The organism is Shewanella sp. SM69 (genome assembly GCF_025653985.1).
In the GTDB taxonomy this organism is placed as follows: Bacteria; Pseudomonadota; Gammaproteobacteria; order Enterobacterales; family Shewanellaceae; genus Shewanella; species Shewanella oncorhynchi.
Genome location: NZ_JAKKRV010000014.1, coordinates 116,501 through 133,251, shown reverse-complemented (window position 1 = coordinate 133,251; position 16,751 = coordinate 116,501). Strand labels below are relative to the sequence as shown.

Annotated in this window: 14 protein-coding genes and 4 pseudogenes; 1 reads left to right on the top strand and 17 read right to left on the bottom strand. The window is 37.3% G+C overall.

Translation table 11 applies throughout. The annotated features are described in order from the left end of the window. Positions 1-222 (top strand): annotated as a pseudogene (locus L5M37_RS17820) (IS4 family transposase); the annotation flags it as partial. 13 nt (positions 223-235) lie between these two features. Here L5M37_RS17820 and glmM read toward each other — a convergent pair. From glmM to L5M37_RS17735, 17 genes and pseudogenes are all read right to left on the bottom strand, one after another. Continuing rightward, positions 236-496, bottom strand: a pseudogene (gene glmM, locus L5M37_RS17815) (phosphoglucosamine mutase); the annotation flags it as partial. An 87-nt stretch (positions 497-583) separates the two neighbouring features. Further along, positions 584-1,198, bottom strand: a pseudogene (locus tag L5M37_RS17810) (polysaccharide biosynthesis protein); the annotation flags it as partial. Positions 1,199-1,290: 92 nt separating this feature from the next. Then, complete coding sequence (locus tag L5M37_RS17805; RefSeq protein ID WP_263201429.1) at positions 1,291-2,409, bottom strand: glycosyltransferase family 4 protein; 1,119 nt, start codon at positions 2,407-2,409, stop codon at positions 1,291-1,293. A 56-nt stretch (positions 2,410-2,465) separates the two neighbouring features. Continuing rightward, positions 2,466-3,551 (bottom strand): glycosyltransferase, encoded by a 1,086-nt coding sequence (locus L5M37_RS17800; protein WP_263201428.1) that lies wholly within the window; start codon positions 3,549-3,551, stop codon positions 2,466-2,468. Beyond that, complete coding sequence (locus L5M37_RS17795) at positions 3,548-4,618, bottom strand: hypothetical protein (protein ID WP_263201426.1); 1,071 nt, start codon at positions 4,616-4,618, stop codon at positions 3,548-3,550. The genes L5M37_RS17800 and L5M37_RS17795 overlap by 4 nt, the downstream gene beginning before the upstream one ends. A 2-nt stretch (positions 4,619-4,620) precedes the next feature. After that, complete coding sequence (locus tag L5M37_RS17790; protein ID WP_263201425.1) at positions 4,621-5,481, bottom strand: glycosyltransferase family 2 protein; 861 nt, start codon at positions 5,479-5,481, stop codon at positions 4,621-4,623. Then, positions 5,478-6,458, bottom strand: a complete 981-nt coding sequence (locus L5M37_RS17785; RefSeq protein ID WP_263201424.1) for a glycosyltransferase family 2 protein — start codon at positions 6,456-6,458, stop codon at positions 5,478-5,480. Before L5M37_RS17785 ends, L5M37_RS17790 begins: the two co-directional genes overlap by 4 nt. Further along, complete coding sequence (locus tag L5M37_RS17780; RefSeq protein ID WP_263201423.1) at positions 6,440-7,708, bottom strand: ATP-grasp domain-containing protein; 1,269 nt, start codon at positions 7,706-7,708, stop codon at positions 6,440-6,442. The genes L5M37_RS17785 and L5M37_RS17780 overlap by 19 nt, the downstream gene beginning before the upstream one ends. Before the next feature lie 13 nt (positions 7,709-7,721). After that, positions 7,722-8,987 (bottom strand): polysaccharide pyruvyl transferase family protein, encoded by a 1,266-nt coding sequence (locus tag L5M37_RS17775; protein ID WP_263201422.1) that lies wholly within the window; start codon positions 8,985-8,987, stop codon positions 7,722-7,724. Positions 8,988-8,997: 10 nt separating this feature from the next. Next, positions 8,998-10,113, bottom strand: a complete 1,116-nt coding sequence (gene vioA, locus L5M37_RS17770) for a dTDP-4-amino-4,6-dideoxy-D-glucose aminotransferase VioA (RefSeq protein WP_263201420.1) — start codon at positions 10,111-10,113, stop codon at positions 8,998-9,000. A 32-nt stretch (positions 10,114-10,145) separates the two neighbouring features. Further along, entirely contained in the window at positions 10,146-11,525 is a 1,380-nt protein-coding gene (locus tag L5M37_RS17765; RefSeq protein ID WP_263201418.1) for a lipopolysaccharide biosynthesis protein, read from the bottom strand. 53 nt (positions 11,526-11,578) lie between these two features. Next, entirely contained in the window at positions 11,579-12,454 is an 876-nt protein-coding gene (rfbA, locus tag L5M37_RS17760; RefSeq protein WP_263201434.1) for a glucose-1-phosphate thymidylyltransferase RfbA, read from the bottom strand. 50 nt (positions 12,455-12,504) lie between these two features. Next, entirely contained in the window at positions 12,505-12,855 is a 351-nt protein-coding gene (locus tag L5M37_RS17755; RefSeq protein ID WP_259474671.1) for a four helix bundle protein, read from the bottom strand. Positions 12,856-12,951: 96 nt separating this feature from the next. Beyond that, positions 12,952-14,025, bottom strand: coding sequence for a dTDP-glucose 4,6-dehydratase (rfbB, locus tag L5M37_RS17750; RefSeq protein WP_263201416.1), 1,074 nt, complete (start codon positions 14,023-14,025; stop codon positions 12,952-12,954). 25 nt (positions 14,026-14,050) lie between these two features. Next, entirely contained in the window at positions 14,051-15,040 is a 990-nt protein-coding gene (locus tag L5M37_RS17745; protein ID WP_263201414.1) for an exopolysaccharide biosynthesis polyprenyl glycosylphosphotransferase, read from the bottom strand. A gap of 97 nt (positions 15,041-15,137) precedes the next feature. After that, positions 15,138-15,467: pseudogene (locus L5M37_RS17740) on the bottom strand (GNVR domain-containing protein); the annotation flags it as partial. A 211-nt stretch (positions 15,468-15,678) separates the two neighbouring features. Further along, positions 15,679-16,668: a Wzz/FepE/Etk N-terminal domain-containing protein gene (locus L5M37_RS17735; protein WP_263197795.1), complete on the bottom strand. Its 990-nt coding sequence runs from the start codon at positions 16,666-16,668 to the stop codon at positions 15,679-15,681. Positions 16,669-16,751 lie beyond the last annotated feature (83 nt).

Genomic DNA, 16,751 nt, shown 5'->3' with positions numbered 1-16,751 from the left:
TGCCTGTTGTGGCTAGTTGGTTTACACGCACAGCAACAGGGCTGGGATAAGCATTTTCAGGCCAATACCATTGGGCATCGAACGGTACTCTCAACGATTCGCTTGGGATTGGAGGTACTCAGGCGGCCTGATTATCAAATCACGGAGAAAGAATTGCTGGCGGCCTGGGTATTATTCGCCAATCAGTTGCTCAAATATGGCTATGCTATGGCTGATTTATGAGGGGATCCTTCAGTGCTAAATACGCCACCGCAGGTGTTGGCATAGGGCCAATAAGCGCGACATTCACGCCCGCAGCAGAAAATCCCGCCTCCATTGCCGACTCAAGCATATAACCACTGCTACGGGTATCTTTACCAATCAGTACTTCTTTAGTGCCAGTGGACGCCAGCACAGTGCCAGCCGCCCAACCTAACTTCATCGCAAAATCAGGCGTAATAGGGAAAGAGCCAACTTTGCCACGCACACCATCAGTTCCAAAATACTTCCTAGACATACAAAATCCTTAAAAACAGTTATAAACGAAAAAAGCCAAATCAAACCTGATTTGGCTTTTTAAAATAACTAGTAAGAAACTAAGAAACTAAGAAACCAGAGTAACCAGAGTAACCACTTTAGCTTTAACATCAGTAGTTTTTGATGATTTCTTTTGCTGCCACACCAGATCACAAATACCATCAGTTGGTGCAAACCCCGTAGGCGCACTGAGCAAAATCTCACGAATTGCCTCATGGTTAAACTCATGACAAGCTTTATCCAAGCAATTAAGAATTTGCTCTAATTGGACCCAAGGCAGGAATATCTCATTAGCAGTCATAATACGCTCATGATCTGTCCCCGTAACATCATCACCAATAAGTAATTCTTCGTAGAGTTTTTCACCAGGGCGCAGACCACTAAACTCGATTGCTATATCACCATTGGGATGATCTACATCTTTCACATCAAAACCGCTTAAACGAATCATTTTCGTAGCTAAATCAACAATTTTTACTGACTTTCCCATATCAAGCACGAATACATCTCCACCCTTACCCATAGCGCCAGCTTGAATGACCAGCTGTGAAGCTTCAGGTATAGTCATAAAGAAACGAGTAATTTTAGGATGGGTTACCGTGATCGGGCCACCATTAGCGATTTGCTTGCGGAATAATGGCACTACTGAACTAGAAGAACCGAATACACTACCGAAACTCACCAAACAAAAGTAATCGAATGTCCGTCTTAGCTATAAACACACTCGCTTTATTTACAGGAAAAATTAGCAGTTGCCATTGATAAAAGGCAATCTCAGACTCCATACTTTTTTAACATCTGTAAATACTGTTCAATAACTAATTTCTCGTCAAATTTTTCGCTAATAAATGAACGACCAGCTTGCCCCATGACATCTCGCTGCTCCGAGGTCAAACAAAGTAATTGCTCGAAGCTGGCTGCTAGGGCAATAGGATCCTTAGCAGGACATACGAAACCAGTTTTGCCTGGTAATACAACATCACGGCAACCTGGCACATCAGAAACAATTAATGGCTTAGCCATAGCAGCAGCTTCAATCATAGTACGTGGGATCCCTTCCCGATAAGATGGTAGTACTACACAATCAGAATTTGCGATAAAAGGGCGTACGTCATCAGTAGTTCCAAGGTATTCAACTAAGCCTTCTTTTTCCCAATTATTAATTTGTTCGTGTGCTATAGCACTTGGATTAGCTACTCCAGAAGCACCGAGCAGTTGAAACTCTGCTTGTGGATAACGCTTGAGAATAATTCGAGCCGCTGCCACATATTCGCCAACCCCCTTATCCCAAAGCATTCTCGCTATAAGTAAAAAGCGGACTTGTTCATAAGTTTTTGTAACAGTTTGCGGAACGAAATGACTAAGATCAACGCCCTCACCATGCAATAAGACAGCTTTATTTTTGATAATCAACCGATGTTGCAGAAATACCTGCCTATCATCTTCATTTAAAAACCATACTTCTTTAGGAAGGCGAAACGCTAGTTTATATAATTTACGAGCTAGTTTAGCAACTAAGTTATCATTGACAAAGGTGTACCCCAAACCAGTAGTGATAGCTAAAGAAGGAATTTCTGCTAATTTCGCGGCAAAAGAACCGTAAATATTAGGTTTGATGGTGTAATGAATAATAAAATCAGGTGCAATTTGTTTATATATCCTATACAGATAATATACCAATCTTATATCTTGCAACGGATTAGTCCCCTTTGCCTCTAAGGGTAAATCAACAACTGAACATCCCATATTCTGTAATTTATAAGAGTACTCATCATGTGGTACAATTATTGTAAGTTGATATCCTTCGTTAAGCAATCGTGATAACAAACCGTAACGAAAATTGAACATTGACCAAGCTGTATTGGCAACTAGAACTAATTTTTTTATACTCACAAATAAAATCTCATAATCATTTCGATAAAACATGAATAGCTAAGAGTAAGAATTGCTTATTGATATAACGCCAACCATTTCATAGCTTGGTTGTGTAGAGAGTAATGTTTCAAAATTCGCGCTCGTGCAAACTTACCTATTTTACTAACACCTTCTTGAGTAAGTGACAAACCTTCTAATAGCGCCTTCGCTAAGGCATCACTATCTTTAGCTGATACTAAAATACCGCAGTCACCTAACACTTCCCTTACTCCTCCGCAATCAGTGGCGACAACAAGCCGTTCACAGGACATAGCCTCAGCTACTACGAGTCCAAATCCTTCCCAAGCTGATGACAAAACAAACAGATCCGCAGCACTCATCCATTCATATACATTACGCTGTAATCCTAAAAAATGTATACGTGAGGTTACACCTAATTGTTCAGCAAGCACCTCAGTAGCCTCTTTCTCTTCACCTTCGCCAATTATAGCTAAATTTAATTTACTCAAATAATTGGATGATATAGCAAAAGCATTCAATAAATTTGGATAGTCTTTTTGTATATTAAACCGTCCAATAGACAAAATTAAAGGAGTATCATCGGCAAGATTTAATTGCTTTCGTAAACTAACGCGGTGTTCTAGATTAAAAATAAAACGGTTAGCATCAATGCCGTTATGCATCACTATCATACGATTTGGTGGTACAGCGCCTTGGTCAATAAATGCATCAACAGCCTCTTGACTGACATTAGTACTAATATCACACAAAAAATCGGTCAATCGATAAGCTAAAATGCGAGAGCGGCCTCCCTCCGTAGTGTTGTGCGCAGTACAAATTAACTTTTTCATTTGACAATTTAAGCGGAGTAAGCGAGCAAAAATATTCGCATGCACCATATGGCTATGCACAACATCAGGTTTAATTTTTTTTATAAGTGTACGGACGCGCCAATAAGCCCTAATAAAGCCAAAGAGTGTTTTTTTCATATTTATTTCCTCAATCTCAACATGGCTTGATAGAGGCTTAAGAATTGTCTCTCCCGTCAATGAGATCAAAAAAACCTCATGTCCTATTTGGGTAAATTGGTCTGCTAGGTCACAAACTTGTCTCTCTGCACCGCCCATTCCTAGCCCAGTAATAATAATCACAATTTTCATAAATAATTAATTCTTTTATTCTTGAATAAACCTATAGCCGCACCTAAAAAAACCGAAAAAATGGCTGTTTTAGACATCAATATAAAAAATATAAAAATTGCGGCTCTTTTAGATTTCCAAAAAAGCGCAATAAAAATAGGCAAAGAAAAAATACCATATGTAAATATAAATGAAAACATCAAAGTTGAATCATCAACTAATCCACCATAATCATTATATGAAAAACCAGCCCCTAGAATTTGACGCTGAAAGCTTTGTTGCAACCAAAACTCGATTGCATTTAATTTAGTATCCAAAGAAACATCATATCTATTCTCACTAAAAAGTCTAAAATGTATATAATTATATGCCACAAAGAATATTGGCAACATAATTAAAGCAACTAAAAAATATTTAACTTTATTAAACAAGCTTTGATAATCGTGAATCAATAAAAAAAACAAAATAGGAAGACTTAAAATATAAGCAAAAATTGAAACTGTACAATATAAAGATATAAGTGCAAAAATATAAAGCGGTTTTGGCTTAAAGTTACTACAAAACATTGACAAATAAATTAAAATTGAAAAATAAGTAGCATAAGTACCAGGCTCATTATATAAGCCACTAGGCCGCCAAAAATTGAACCCTTGTAAAACGCCGCCATGAACTCTATTACTCTCACCCGCTAAGTACAAGCTAAAATCAATATTATAATTAAAAAAATACAAAGATAGCATTTGAAAAAAGAAGAGGAAAAGATGTATTTTTATAGCTAAATCAATCGCGGAGGAAAAAAAACCAACAGGGAAATTAAAGCTTGAAAAAAGTAAAACTAGAAAACAAAAAAACACATAAACATAAACCAATTTTAAAAATGGAGTATAATCAAACCCACAAAGCAACAAAATAAACCCCACTAATGTGGGGGTAACTAGGAAAACAAAAAAAAAACTAAAATTAATTTCGTTAAGTGGTTTTCTTTTACTAAAGAGGCTTAGAATGATTATCAAAACAAGTAAAAATGATGAGAATACTATATTATTAATGGATACAAATAAAATCAAAAAGGAAAATAATAAATACATACTCAGTTTCCTTTTATGTAAAAAAATAATGAGTAAAACCTTGACTTAATGTATGTTGGATTAAGTGATCTAAAGGATTTCAAAAACTGAAAGCATTCAGACAAAAAACCATACAAAATTGTATATTTTGTTACTCTTAGTTTTCTATTACTTATACCATTATATTTAAATCTTTCATATGCCCATTCTTTGGTATATCTACATTCAGGAAAGCAATGATAAACTTTTGCTTTACCTACGTATAATGAATTATCACGATTAAAACCAATTCTATATAAGAAATCAGTTTCCTCACCTGATGCTAAATTATTTCCAACGCGCCCCAAATCAGTTCGAAACCTTAAACCATTTATCTTATCAGTATTTACTAATAAATTTGCGCCAATAGGCCCTAATTTAGAAGGGAAAGGTATTGTATCTGAGCCAATATCAAGTAAGGAGTATAACATGTGAAACTCTTTACTAAACCATGTTGGAATGATTGTCTTATCATCCTTAATAACTCTACCGCCAAAAATATGGCAGTGGGGGTTATTCACAACAGCAGATTCATACTCAGTAACAATATCTGAACACAAAACCGCATCATCATCCAGAAAAATAACATAATTATACTTAGCATTATCTAATACTATATTCCGCGCATGAGATAAACCTTGTTGAATCACAGGCAAATACAAAATTTCAATTTTAGTATTAGAATCTATAAATTTTAAGACTGTATTCTTTGTATCATCAGTTGAATTATTATCAGCGATAATTAACTGAATTTTTTCATGTGGTATCCAATCAATAATGCTATCTAGGGTTCTTTTTAAAATATCATTTCGATTAAAAGTGCAGATTCCTATTGTAAATTTCAAAATCGACGCTCCACAAACATATAAAAAAGCGATTTAGGAAAAAAAATTATTGCCTTTAATAATAAGTAAATACCTTTCGCACTCCCTTGGGTAAATGATAATTTTAATAAAGAATATAAGTCATCTCGCCCAAATCTTTTAGCTATGCTATCTTTGTACCTAAACGATAAATCATCAAGTAAAATAAAGTGCATTTTTGTTCTGCTAATTACTAAGTCTAGTAGTTTTTTTTGGTTTTTGTTTGATAAGGACCAACTACCTACCGAATCCCTTCGATATACAACAGTAAAGTCTGGAATATATAGACAACCATTATCTTTAGATGAAAGAAATTGTAAGTAATAATCACCAACGGGGGCATCAAGAAAAAACCATTCAGGAAGATTTTGAAATATTGATCTTCGCATAAAAAATGATGCCGTAGGAAAAAAATCATTTCTCGGGCCTGTAATACAAAAATCAAATGGTAGGACTTTACAAACATTACCAAGATCACAAAAAGGTGATGATGGGCTATCAGGAAATATAGCTATAGCCTTAGTGATACATATGTTGATTTTTGGATTTCTATTTAAGGTATCAGCCTGCTTCTGGATTTTACTAACATCAATCCAAAAATCATCGCCTTCACATAGCGCAAGATATTCTCCTTGTGCATAGCTAGCAACAATGGCTGAAATTTGTTTTCCCTGTGAATACTGATTTTCTGTCTGTAAAACTAATTTAATAATAGAAGGAAATCGTGCTTGATAAGCCTTCAATATTTCAGGAGTATTGTCTGTAGAGGCGTCATCATGAATAATAATTTCGAACCTATACTCACATTCCTGGGCCAAAAAGCCTTCTATCGCATCGCAGATATAACCTTCCTGATTAAAACAAGGGCATAATATACTTATATAAACTTTATCAGTATATTTCCAATGCTGCTTAATCTCCTCTTCAGAATCAGGAGCGATTAACTTTGTAAACAACATAACCCCCTAATCATATCGACAGAAAAACAGGGAATACCTAATTTGCTAGAAACATCTTTGCGTTCTTTAAATGAATCATCAATAAAGATAGCATCTGAATGGGTTATAAAAGTTGACTTAGGCTTTTCCGAATCGGTTATATGAATAATTTCATCGAAAATAAAAGATAATCTAAACTGTTTTAAAGACTGCTGTAAATTACCCGCATGCCTTGTGATTAACACCACTTTTTTACCATTATTGATTGCATCAAATAAGAATTTGATTAGGTCAGAATTAACTCTGCTATTATCTAACAAAAGACAATCATCATAATCAGTATAGATAACATTATAGCTTAAATTGGTTTTAAACTGATATGCAAGATTACGATAAAGTTTTACATCTAACTGATTATCAATGACTGATACAGGTATATTGTCGGAGATTAAGATAGAAAGCTCTGTAAAGTTAATACCATTAAATCGACTAGTGATCATCGAACCCGCAATTCTAGTCGAAACTTCAAGTAAACAAAGTTCTCGCTGGGCATTCTCTTTAACTTGAAAAAACCAACCACCACGTAATTGAATGTTTTCATTGATTTTTTTTGCAAATTCGTAAAACTGTTGCTGCGATTTAACAAGCTCGGTTTCTACAGATATGCCATTTCTAGTAACAGATCGCTGTCTTGCTTTAGCAAATAAAAGTTGGCCATTACTATCGGTCACGCAATCTACAGTAAACTCTGGCCCACTTAAATATTCGCATAACAACTCACCTTCCGATAAATTAAGATCTGCAGATGAAGTAATTTTGCGCACGCCATTGCTACCCTGGCCGACATCAGGTTTAACAAACAAGGGGAAATTTAAATCATCATTCAAACCATATAACTTTGGAACTAATACTTTATCTTTAAGCGTATTATAAGTTAAACGTTTTGAACGACATATAATATTAGTGCTATAAGAAGATGAAACAACTTTCGCACTAAAAAAATGTGCAAATTCAGTCAACTTTAATGCTGCCGAATCATGCGCAGGTATAATATGAGTAATTTGATTACTAACAACTTTATCAGCTATATAATCTATAAAGCTCTCATCATCAATTAACGGAGCATCGGAAAAAACATTACTTAATGGCAAGTCCGTATAACATTCTACGCTATTAACGCCAAATACATTGATGTTTTTAATGTCTTTTAAAGACCTGATAAGTTCGTGGGCAATTTCTGTACCACAAGGTACTACTAATATATTACGCATAGAAAGACCAATATTATCCTATCAGATGTTTGTTAAAAAAAGCATTTCGAACATCAGCAAGAGTAGTTTTGTTTAGGTCAAACTCATTGCTTTGGTACAGCGCCATTTGTTGCATCAACATATTATCGAAATCAGACAAAATTACATCTACAACTTCAGAAATAGATTCTTTAACGAATAATCCATAATCATAATACAAACCCTCAAATGCATTATTTAACAGACCTACGTTTTTATTATAATAGTACCTTAAATCATATACAGGTTTTATTACGTTAACGACAGGGACTTTATGGGTCACAGAAAGCACTAACGCATGATATCTATTACAAATAACAAGTTTTGAATTCTTTATTAAACCAACGGCATCATTTATTTTTAAATAGCCTGATTCATATTCAAATATGAAAAAATTCTCTTGCTTTATATTCTCTTTCAAGAATGTTGTTGTCTGCTCATCTATATCAAAAGTCAAAAATACAAGATTAAGCTTTTTATTCTTCAAAAATTCAACTAAAGATTTTATTTTATCGATATTATCTTTTAATTTTTTTACATCACCATATTGTTCAAATATAACGTAATCGCCATATTTCTTATAACAATTTTCTTCGCTGAACTCAATCTTTGAGTTGACTATGTATAAGTCATCAGGCAAATACTCGACTGTATTAACACCAACAGATGACAAATACATAGGTGACAGTTTTTTATCTCTGCAACCAAATATTGCGTTTTTACTTTCTGCAAAAATCATTTCATAAAAATGCTGACTCGAATCAAATGGACCATAGCCATTTGCAGTAAAAACTACTTTTTTATTCATCCTAGATGCAATGAGAATAGGTATTATTATTTTAAATAAATCATCATTGCGTTCCCATTCAAACCAAAGGTCATTAAAATAGCCACCACCAGAAACTAATAACACATCGATTGATTCAATTTCACTCTCAAGCTGCCTAATATTCAAACAGCGATTTAGTAACTCAAGAGGTGTGGGAATTTTTTTTCTTGAAGTGCCAAGTAACGTTCTTCTTATTTTTTTTAATTCTTCTATTAGGTTGAAATTTAACTTTACTTTTTCAGCTAACTTTACATCGATAAAGTTAACATCATAATCCTGAAGAAAATCACTTTTCAGATTTTGAACGAAACTACCATTATATGAAAAAACAACGTATTTATTTTCTTTAGGCATATCATAGATATTGTTAATAAACATCCCATAATCGCCCAAATTCTTATCTGCTAAAGGGCCTGTAATCGCAATTTTCATATTAAACCTATTAAAGTGACGATTTTTTCAAAACGTCGATAATGTGTCCCACCTCTTGTAGTGTTAACTCATTATAAATTGGTAAACAAAGCACCTTATCGGCTAAGGCATTAGCATTAGGTAACCGAGTAATATCCGAACTTGCCAATCCCCGATACATTGGCATATTACTGATGAGTGGGTAAAAATAACGACGGGAAAGAATATGGTTATTTTTTAGTATTTCATAAAGCTCATCACGACTTAATGGATAATCAGCTTCAACTATAATAGGAAAATATGAAAAATTGCTATTGGCATTTTTATTATGTTGATAAACCGAGATACCTCTTATATCAGCTAATTCAGCTCGGTAATAATCATCAATTACTTTACGTTGCTCCATAGCTTTATTAATGTGTTTCAACTGAACTAAACCGAAAGCAGCATTAACCTCGCTCATTTTACCATTTATACCTGGTGCGGTTACAGTTAACTCATCGGCTATACCAAAGTTTTTTAAACGATCGATCCGTTGCTTAGTTTTAGCATCCGGACTAATAATGGCGCCACCTTCGAAAGTGTTAAATACCTTGGTAGCGTGAAAGCTTAAAATCGACAGGTCGCCCCATTTAAGTAAACTCTCACCTTTATAGTTCACCCCAAAAGCATGGGCCGCATCATAAATCACCTTCAAACCATAGTTATCAGCAATTTTTTGAATGGCTTCTACATCGCAAGGATTGGAGTAGCAATGCACCGGCATAATGGCGGTGGTGCGTGGGGTAATCGCTGCCTCTATTTTGGCAGGATCAATATTAAAAGTGGTTGGATCAATATCGACAAACACAGGCACTAAACCATTCCACATGATCGAATGGCTGGTTGCCACAAACGAATAGGGTGTGGTAATCACCTCGCCGTGAATGCGCATCGCCTGCAAGGCAGTGATGAGCGCAATGGTGGCATTATTAAATAAAGAAACATGCTCAACACCCAAATATTCAGCCAACTTGGCTTCTAATTCTTGATGAAACGGGCCATTGTTGGTCAGCCAACGATTATCCCAAATTTTTTCAAGATAAGGTACAAATTCGCTTAATTCTGGCAAAAATGGCTGGGTGACAGGGATTATTTTATTCGTCATGTTTACATCCAAAGTAAAAAATAATTAAACCATTAGCGGCGCAAGGTACTGCGCAGTTGCAACAGCAGTGGCTTTTGTGCCAACACTAAATACATGCCATACACTAATAAGGCTACGCTCAAGTTAATCGCTATTTGCAACCAAGCTTGCGGGAAATATAAACCAGAGCCATATCCAACGGCAGCAGCAAAAATCACGGCAAGCCAAATAGGCAAAATATCTTTACATTGTTGCCATTGGCTTAAATGCGTTAACTTGGCGGTGTAATAGGTGTTAAGTAGCAGGGCTAAATAGGACGTCAGGGTAAAACCAAGACACATTGCCAACACGCCATAAGGAATGCTCAGCAGCAGCACAGTCACACCAATGACTTTTTTCATCACCTCAAGTTTTAGAAACAGATCGCTGCGGCCAGTGACTTGCAATAAATTCAAATTGAGGGAATGGATTGGGTATAACATATAACCCAAACACAACACCGTGAGCAACATCGCAGCGCCCTGCCACTGCTCACCTAATAGGCTGGTTAACAACGGCTTGGCAATCAGACCCAAAGCAACTATCAATGGGAAGATCACTAGCGCCGACAATTTTAAGGTTTGCCTATAGGCGTTGGCCATTCTATCCGGTTCGTCTTGCAACTGGCTAAACAACGGAAACGTTACCCGCTGAATAATGCTAGTTAAGGTCATCGCAGGGAGACTGGTCAATTGATTGGCTTGGCTAAACTGGCCTACCTCAATGGGGCTAAATTTTTTACCTATGATAATTTGATAGAGGTTGTTGTAAGTCACATCCAGCAAACCAGATAACAGCAACTTACTACCGTAACTAAACAGATAATTAAAAGAGTTTTTCGTGATGAGGCCACGAGGTAACCAAGGGGCAAACAGATTGAATAAAAAGGTAGCACAACTGGCATTAAGCAAGGTTTGCGCCACCAACGCCCATACGCCATAGCCGTTAATTGCTAATATTATCGCTGTTGGCCCACTGATCAGCACACTCAGTACCGATATTTTGGCTTGAGTTTTAAAATCCATCGCCACATTAAGCTTAACACGCGGAATTAACGTAAATGAGTTGATCAGCACAGCTAAGCCCAATATCCGCAGCAGCGCTTGCAGCTCGGCTTGTTGATAAAAAGCGGCAACCAAAGGCGCACTGATATACAGAGCAAAGTAGCACAAACCTGCCATGGCAATATTGTAATAAAAGGCGGTCACCAAGTCACTTTCTGTGCGATCAGTTTTACGAATTAACGCCGAAGTAAAACCACTATCGACAAACACATTGGCAATGGCAATAAACACTGCCAACATACCCACCAAGCCAAAAGCAGTTGGCCCTAATAATCTCGCCAAATATAAGGTAATTGCGAGTTGAATACCTTGGGTTAAAAAACGTTCCAAGGCGCTCCATTGCAGACTTTTTTTAGTTTTGCTAGCAAAATCGGTCATGGGGATTATGGTTTAGCCAAGGTTAATAGATATTGGCCATAACTGTTTTTGCTCATCAACTCGCCGCGCGCCATTAACTGATCTTCAGTTAGCCAACGCTGCAAATAAGCAATCTCTTCTAAACAGGCGATTTTATAACCTTGGCGTTTTTCTAGCGTTTCAACAAACTGTGCTGCTTCTAGCAAGCTTTCATGTGTACCTGTATCCAGCCAAGCAAAGCCTCGGCCCAACATTTCAACATGTAGACTCCCTTGCTTAAGATAAAACTCATTAAGGGTTGTGATTTCAAGTTCACCACGTTCAGACGGCTTTACTTGCTTTGCCAATTTAATAACATCGTTAGGATAAAAATAGAGACCAGTTACCGCGTAATGACTTTTGGGGTATAAAGGCTTTTCCTCAATTGAAATAGCCTTTTGGTTTTGATCGAACTCTACTACACCAAAACGTTCAGGATCTTTAACTTGATAACCAAAAACGGTCGCTCCTTCACCTGTCTGAGCCTTATCAACCGCTTTTTTCAACTTGGCACTAAAACCCTGTCCATAAAAAATATTGTCACCAAGCACCAAACACACACTGGAATTACCAATAAACTCTTCACCAATAATAAATGCTTGTGCTAAACCATCTGGGCTTGGCTGGAGAGCATATTCGAGCGTAATACCAAATTGGGAGCCGTCACCGAGTAGACGCTTAAAACTATCGCAATCTTCTGGGGTAGTAATAATCAAAATATCCTTAATACCCGCGAGCATTAACACCGAAAGTGGATAGTAAATCATGGGTTTGTCGTAAACTGGTAGCAACTGCTTAGAAACGCCCATAGTTATAGGATATAAACGAGTACCTGAACCACCCGCAAGAATAATTCCTTTAATTTTACTCGTGACTGGTGAGTTGTTATTTGTTAATTGTTTGCTATCCATTTCTATAAACCTTTTATGCTTTTCTTTAGTCCGGTGAGCAATGCGCCAACACTATTCAGTTGTTGTGTAATCAATGGGTCTGGTGACAAATAGTTGAGCATTTGCGCAATTTCTAATTGCGTATCCAATTCCGCTAATGAACCACGAGCAATATCGAGGAAATGCGCAAATTCTTTACTACCACTCCGACCAGCACCTTCTGCAATATTCGATGGTATTGAAACTGCGGCTCGCCGCATTTGACTTGTTAAACCAAACATCTCTTCACGCGGGAAAGTCGATGTAGCTGCATATATCATTTTTACCAGCGCCATAGCCTGTATCCATACATCAAGCTGCTTATGCGTTTTCATTCCTTGAACCTTTATGAGCCGTTAATAGTTATTCGTTAAAAAGAGAGTCGCGAATGTGCCACTCTCTATTCACCATTCACTATTCACAACTCACCACTAAAGTGCGCCTAAACGCTCACGCTGATAAGTACCGTCTTGAACATGCTGGCACCATTCTTGGTTAGCTAAATACCATTCAACTGTTTTACGTAAGCCAGTTTCAAAGGTTTCTTGTGGTTGCCAGTCAAGCTCTGTACTCATTTTACTTGCATCGATGGCATAACGGCGATCGTGTCCAGGTCTATCGGTCACATAGGTAATTTGCTCGGCGTAAGGCGTAGCTTTAGGCACTAAAGAATCTAAGATGGAGCAAATGGTTTGTACCACTTCTAAATTCTGTTTTTCGTTATGGCCACCAATATTGTAGGTTTCACCGACCTTACCTTCAGTCACGACTTTATAGAGTGCACGTGCATGATCTTCAACATAGAGCCAGTCGCGAATTTGGTCGCCTTTACCGTAAATAGGTAATGGCTTTCCTTCAAGTGCATTCAGGATTACCAGCGGAATTAACTTTTCTGGAAAATGATAAGGACCGTAGTTATTTGAGCAGTTAGTCACGATCGTCGGCAGACCATAGGTGCGACGCCAAGCGCGTACAAGATGATCACTAGAAGCTTTAGAAGCAGAATAAGGGCTACTAGGAGCATAAGGGGTCGTTTCCGTAAAAAGAGTTAACTCGTCTGCATCTTGTACCTCATCAGGATGAGGTAAATCGCCATACACCTCATCTGTAGAGATATGATGGAAGCGGAAAGATGATTTACGCTCAGCATCAAGCTCGTTCCAATATTGGCGGGCGGCTTCGAGTAAAGTGTAAGTCCCCACTATATTGGTTTGAATAAAATCAGCTGGACCTGTGATTGAGCGGTCAACATGGGACTCTGCAGCTAAATGCATCACTACATCTGGCTGATGATGTGCAAAGACTCTATCGATCTGGGCACGGTCACAAATATCGACTTGCTCAAACGTGTAACGATCACTTGCCTTCACACTTACAAGTGATTCTAAATTGCCAGCATAAGTGAGTTTATCTACGTTAATTACACTGTCGCTAGTGTAGTGAATGATATGTCTTATCACCGCTGAACCAATAAAACCTGCACCACCAGTTACTAAAATCTTCATTAAATGAAACCTAAAATATATAGGGTTATCTACCCATACCAAACAAAACTACTTTAACAGTCTTCAACAATATTTTAATGTCTAACAAAGTACTGTGGTGTTTAATATAATAAATATCATATTTATGCTTCCAAACAGCATCCTCAACTGAGGCACCATAGGGATAACTGACTTGAGCTAAGCCAGTTACACCAGGTTTTACTGCATGGCGGAAACGATAATAGGGAATTTCTTTTTCCAATTCGGCAATAAACACTTCTCGCTCTGGACGAGGACCGACTATCGACATTTCGCCCTTTAGAATATTTATAATTTGTGGCAACTCATCAATGCGAGTCTTACGAATAAAGTTACCCACTTTTGTTACTCGAGCATCATTCTGGCTTGCCCATTGCGCGCCTGATTTTTCAGCATCATTACGCATTGAGCGAAATTTGATCACCTCAAATTCATCATTATATTGGCCAGTTCGTCGCTGTTTATAAAATACTGGCCCTGGACTTTCTAACTTAATAGCCAATGCTGTAAGTAATCCAACAGGAATTGCTACAGTACAAAGCAGAAACGCCATAAATAAATCAATAACTCTTTTAGCTAATTGAGTACGTTTAGTTGATAAAATAGAAAACGCTTTTTGATGCAAAAAGTAACCACTATGGAGTAAGCGTACTTCGGTATAACCTAGTCGTTCGTCTAAATAGCTAACTAATGGTTCTACCCAAGCCCCGAGCTCCGTAGCTTTTACTAAAAACTGCCGTTGCTCTTTGGATAAACGAGCACTTTCGAAATGGCAAATTACTTTACAGCTTAAATCAGTAATGCTGTAGTCATTAACGATCATATCGAATGAGTAATCATCGATAATCTCACCTATCTCCAACTCCCTATCTTTAGGGCAATAGACATAAATAACCTCCTGAGTTAGCACCTGTCGTTTTGACTTAAAACGTTTAGTTACCGTTTTAATTGGTTGAAAATCTTCGGCGTCTACTATTTCATTGACTCGTAAATTCATACAAAGACCTAATTTGTTAACCATTAGGATGGCCTATGGCATACAGAGCACCGCTACATGACTTTAAAATCAAATGCAGAAACTCTACGTTTATATTCTATACACTCTGTTTACGAGCAAAGTGCCTTATTAAAACAAACATCACACCTAACATACCACCAAGCATAGTGCCTAGTACGCATATTAATGCGCGTTTAGGCTTAACCCTTTCTTCAGGGGCTAATGCGGGATCGATGGTTTTAAATACGTATTCATCACGAACTTCGGCAAACATAATGGTTTTAGCTTGTTCTTCCACCAACTTATAAAGAATCGCTTTAATATTGGCGACATTGGTGCGTTCAATCTGCTTATTTAAAAACTGCGTACTGCGCTCTGCCTTCTGTACATACCAGTGTTTCATCACCCGATTGATGTCCTCCACCAGCTAGGTTAACCACTGTTACTGCTTGATGGGAGTTCCAATTCGAAATCTCCACTTTTTCCATCTCAGCCTTTCAAACCAACCTGAGACACTTTTCATCCATTTTGAGACAATCACATCTTCACTATCCCTTGTAAAGCCTAGGTTTTACTGTTTTTCTTGAAACTGTCCCAATAGGCCCTTCAAAAAAAAAGGGAAAAGTAGGCTCTAGGCTCTAGGCTCTAGGCTCTAGGCTCTGCTCTTTTCTCATGAAGTGCCTAATTAAAACAAACATCACACCTAACATACCGCCAAGCATTGTGCCTAATACGCAAATTAATGCGCGTTTAGGTTTTGCCTTTTCTTCAGGGACTAGTGCTGGATCTATGGTTTTAAATACGTATTCGTCTCTTACTTCAGCGAACATAATGGTTTTAGCTTGTTCTTCAATTAGCTTGTAAAGAATCGTTTTAATATCGGCGACATTGGTTAGAGCAATCTGCTTATTTAAAAACTCGCTGCTGCGGTTTGCTTCCGCAACATCTCGCTCTTTCATGACTTTATTGATATCTTCGATTAACCAAGTAACCCATTGTTTTGCTACGCTTGGAGATACATGCTCAACCGCTAGAGTAACCATACCGGTTTCTTTAGCCGTATTAATAACTAATATTTTACTGAAAACTTTATACGCTTCCTGCATTGAAGGTTCTGGTTTAAGTGGAGGGTCAACTTCGCGTACCCAATGATTTGATTTATCATCATAAAGATCCGCATCGTATACGATTATATCTAAATCTCGATCCCACTTTTTTGCTGCCATTATATCAGCAAGAATATTATGCTTTTGAATGAAATCACTAGTAAATTGACGGGATTTTAATACTTCAATTGCCAGCTGAGTTTTGTCTGTCCCCCCTTTACTGCCTAAATTCACTCCAGCTAAGCTGGCTAAACCGCCAAATTGAGAGGCTAATGCACTTAACCCACCACCTTGCTCTTCTGCTGCCGGGGCCAGTAATGCCTCAGACTTATAGATATTGGGTTGCATTATCGCAAACACCACAGAACCAATGGCAAATACAGCCGTAATGGCAATGATTAACCATTTACCTTGCCAGATGACGGTGAACAACTCGCGGAGGTCAATTTCGTCATCTTGCACTTGAGGAAACCTTGCGTCGGATTGGTATGTGTTTGGATTTTGAGTAATTTGTGTGTTCATTTTTTTAGGTTCTAGGTCCTAGATCCTAGATGCTAGGCCCTAGGAAAGCTTAAAGATATTCAAAGAAGGTTCGAGAAAATAAA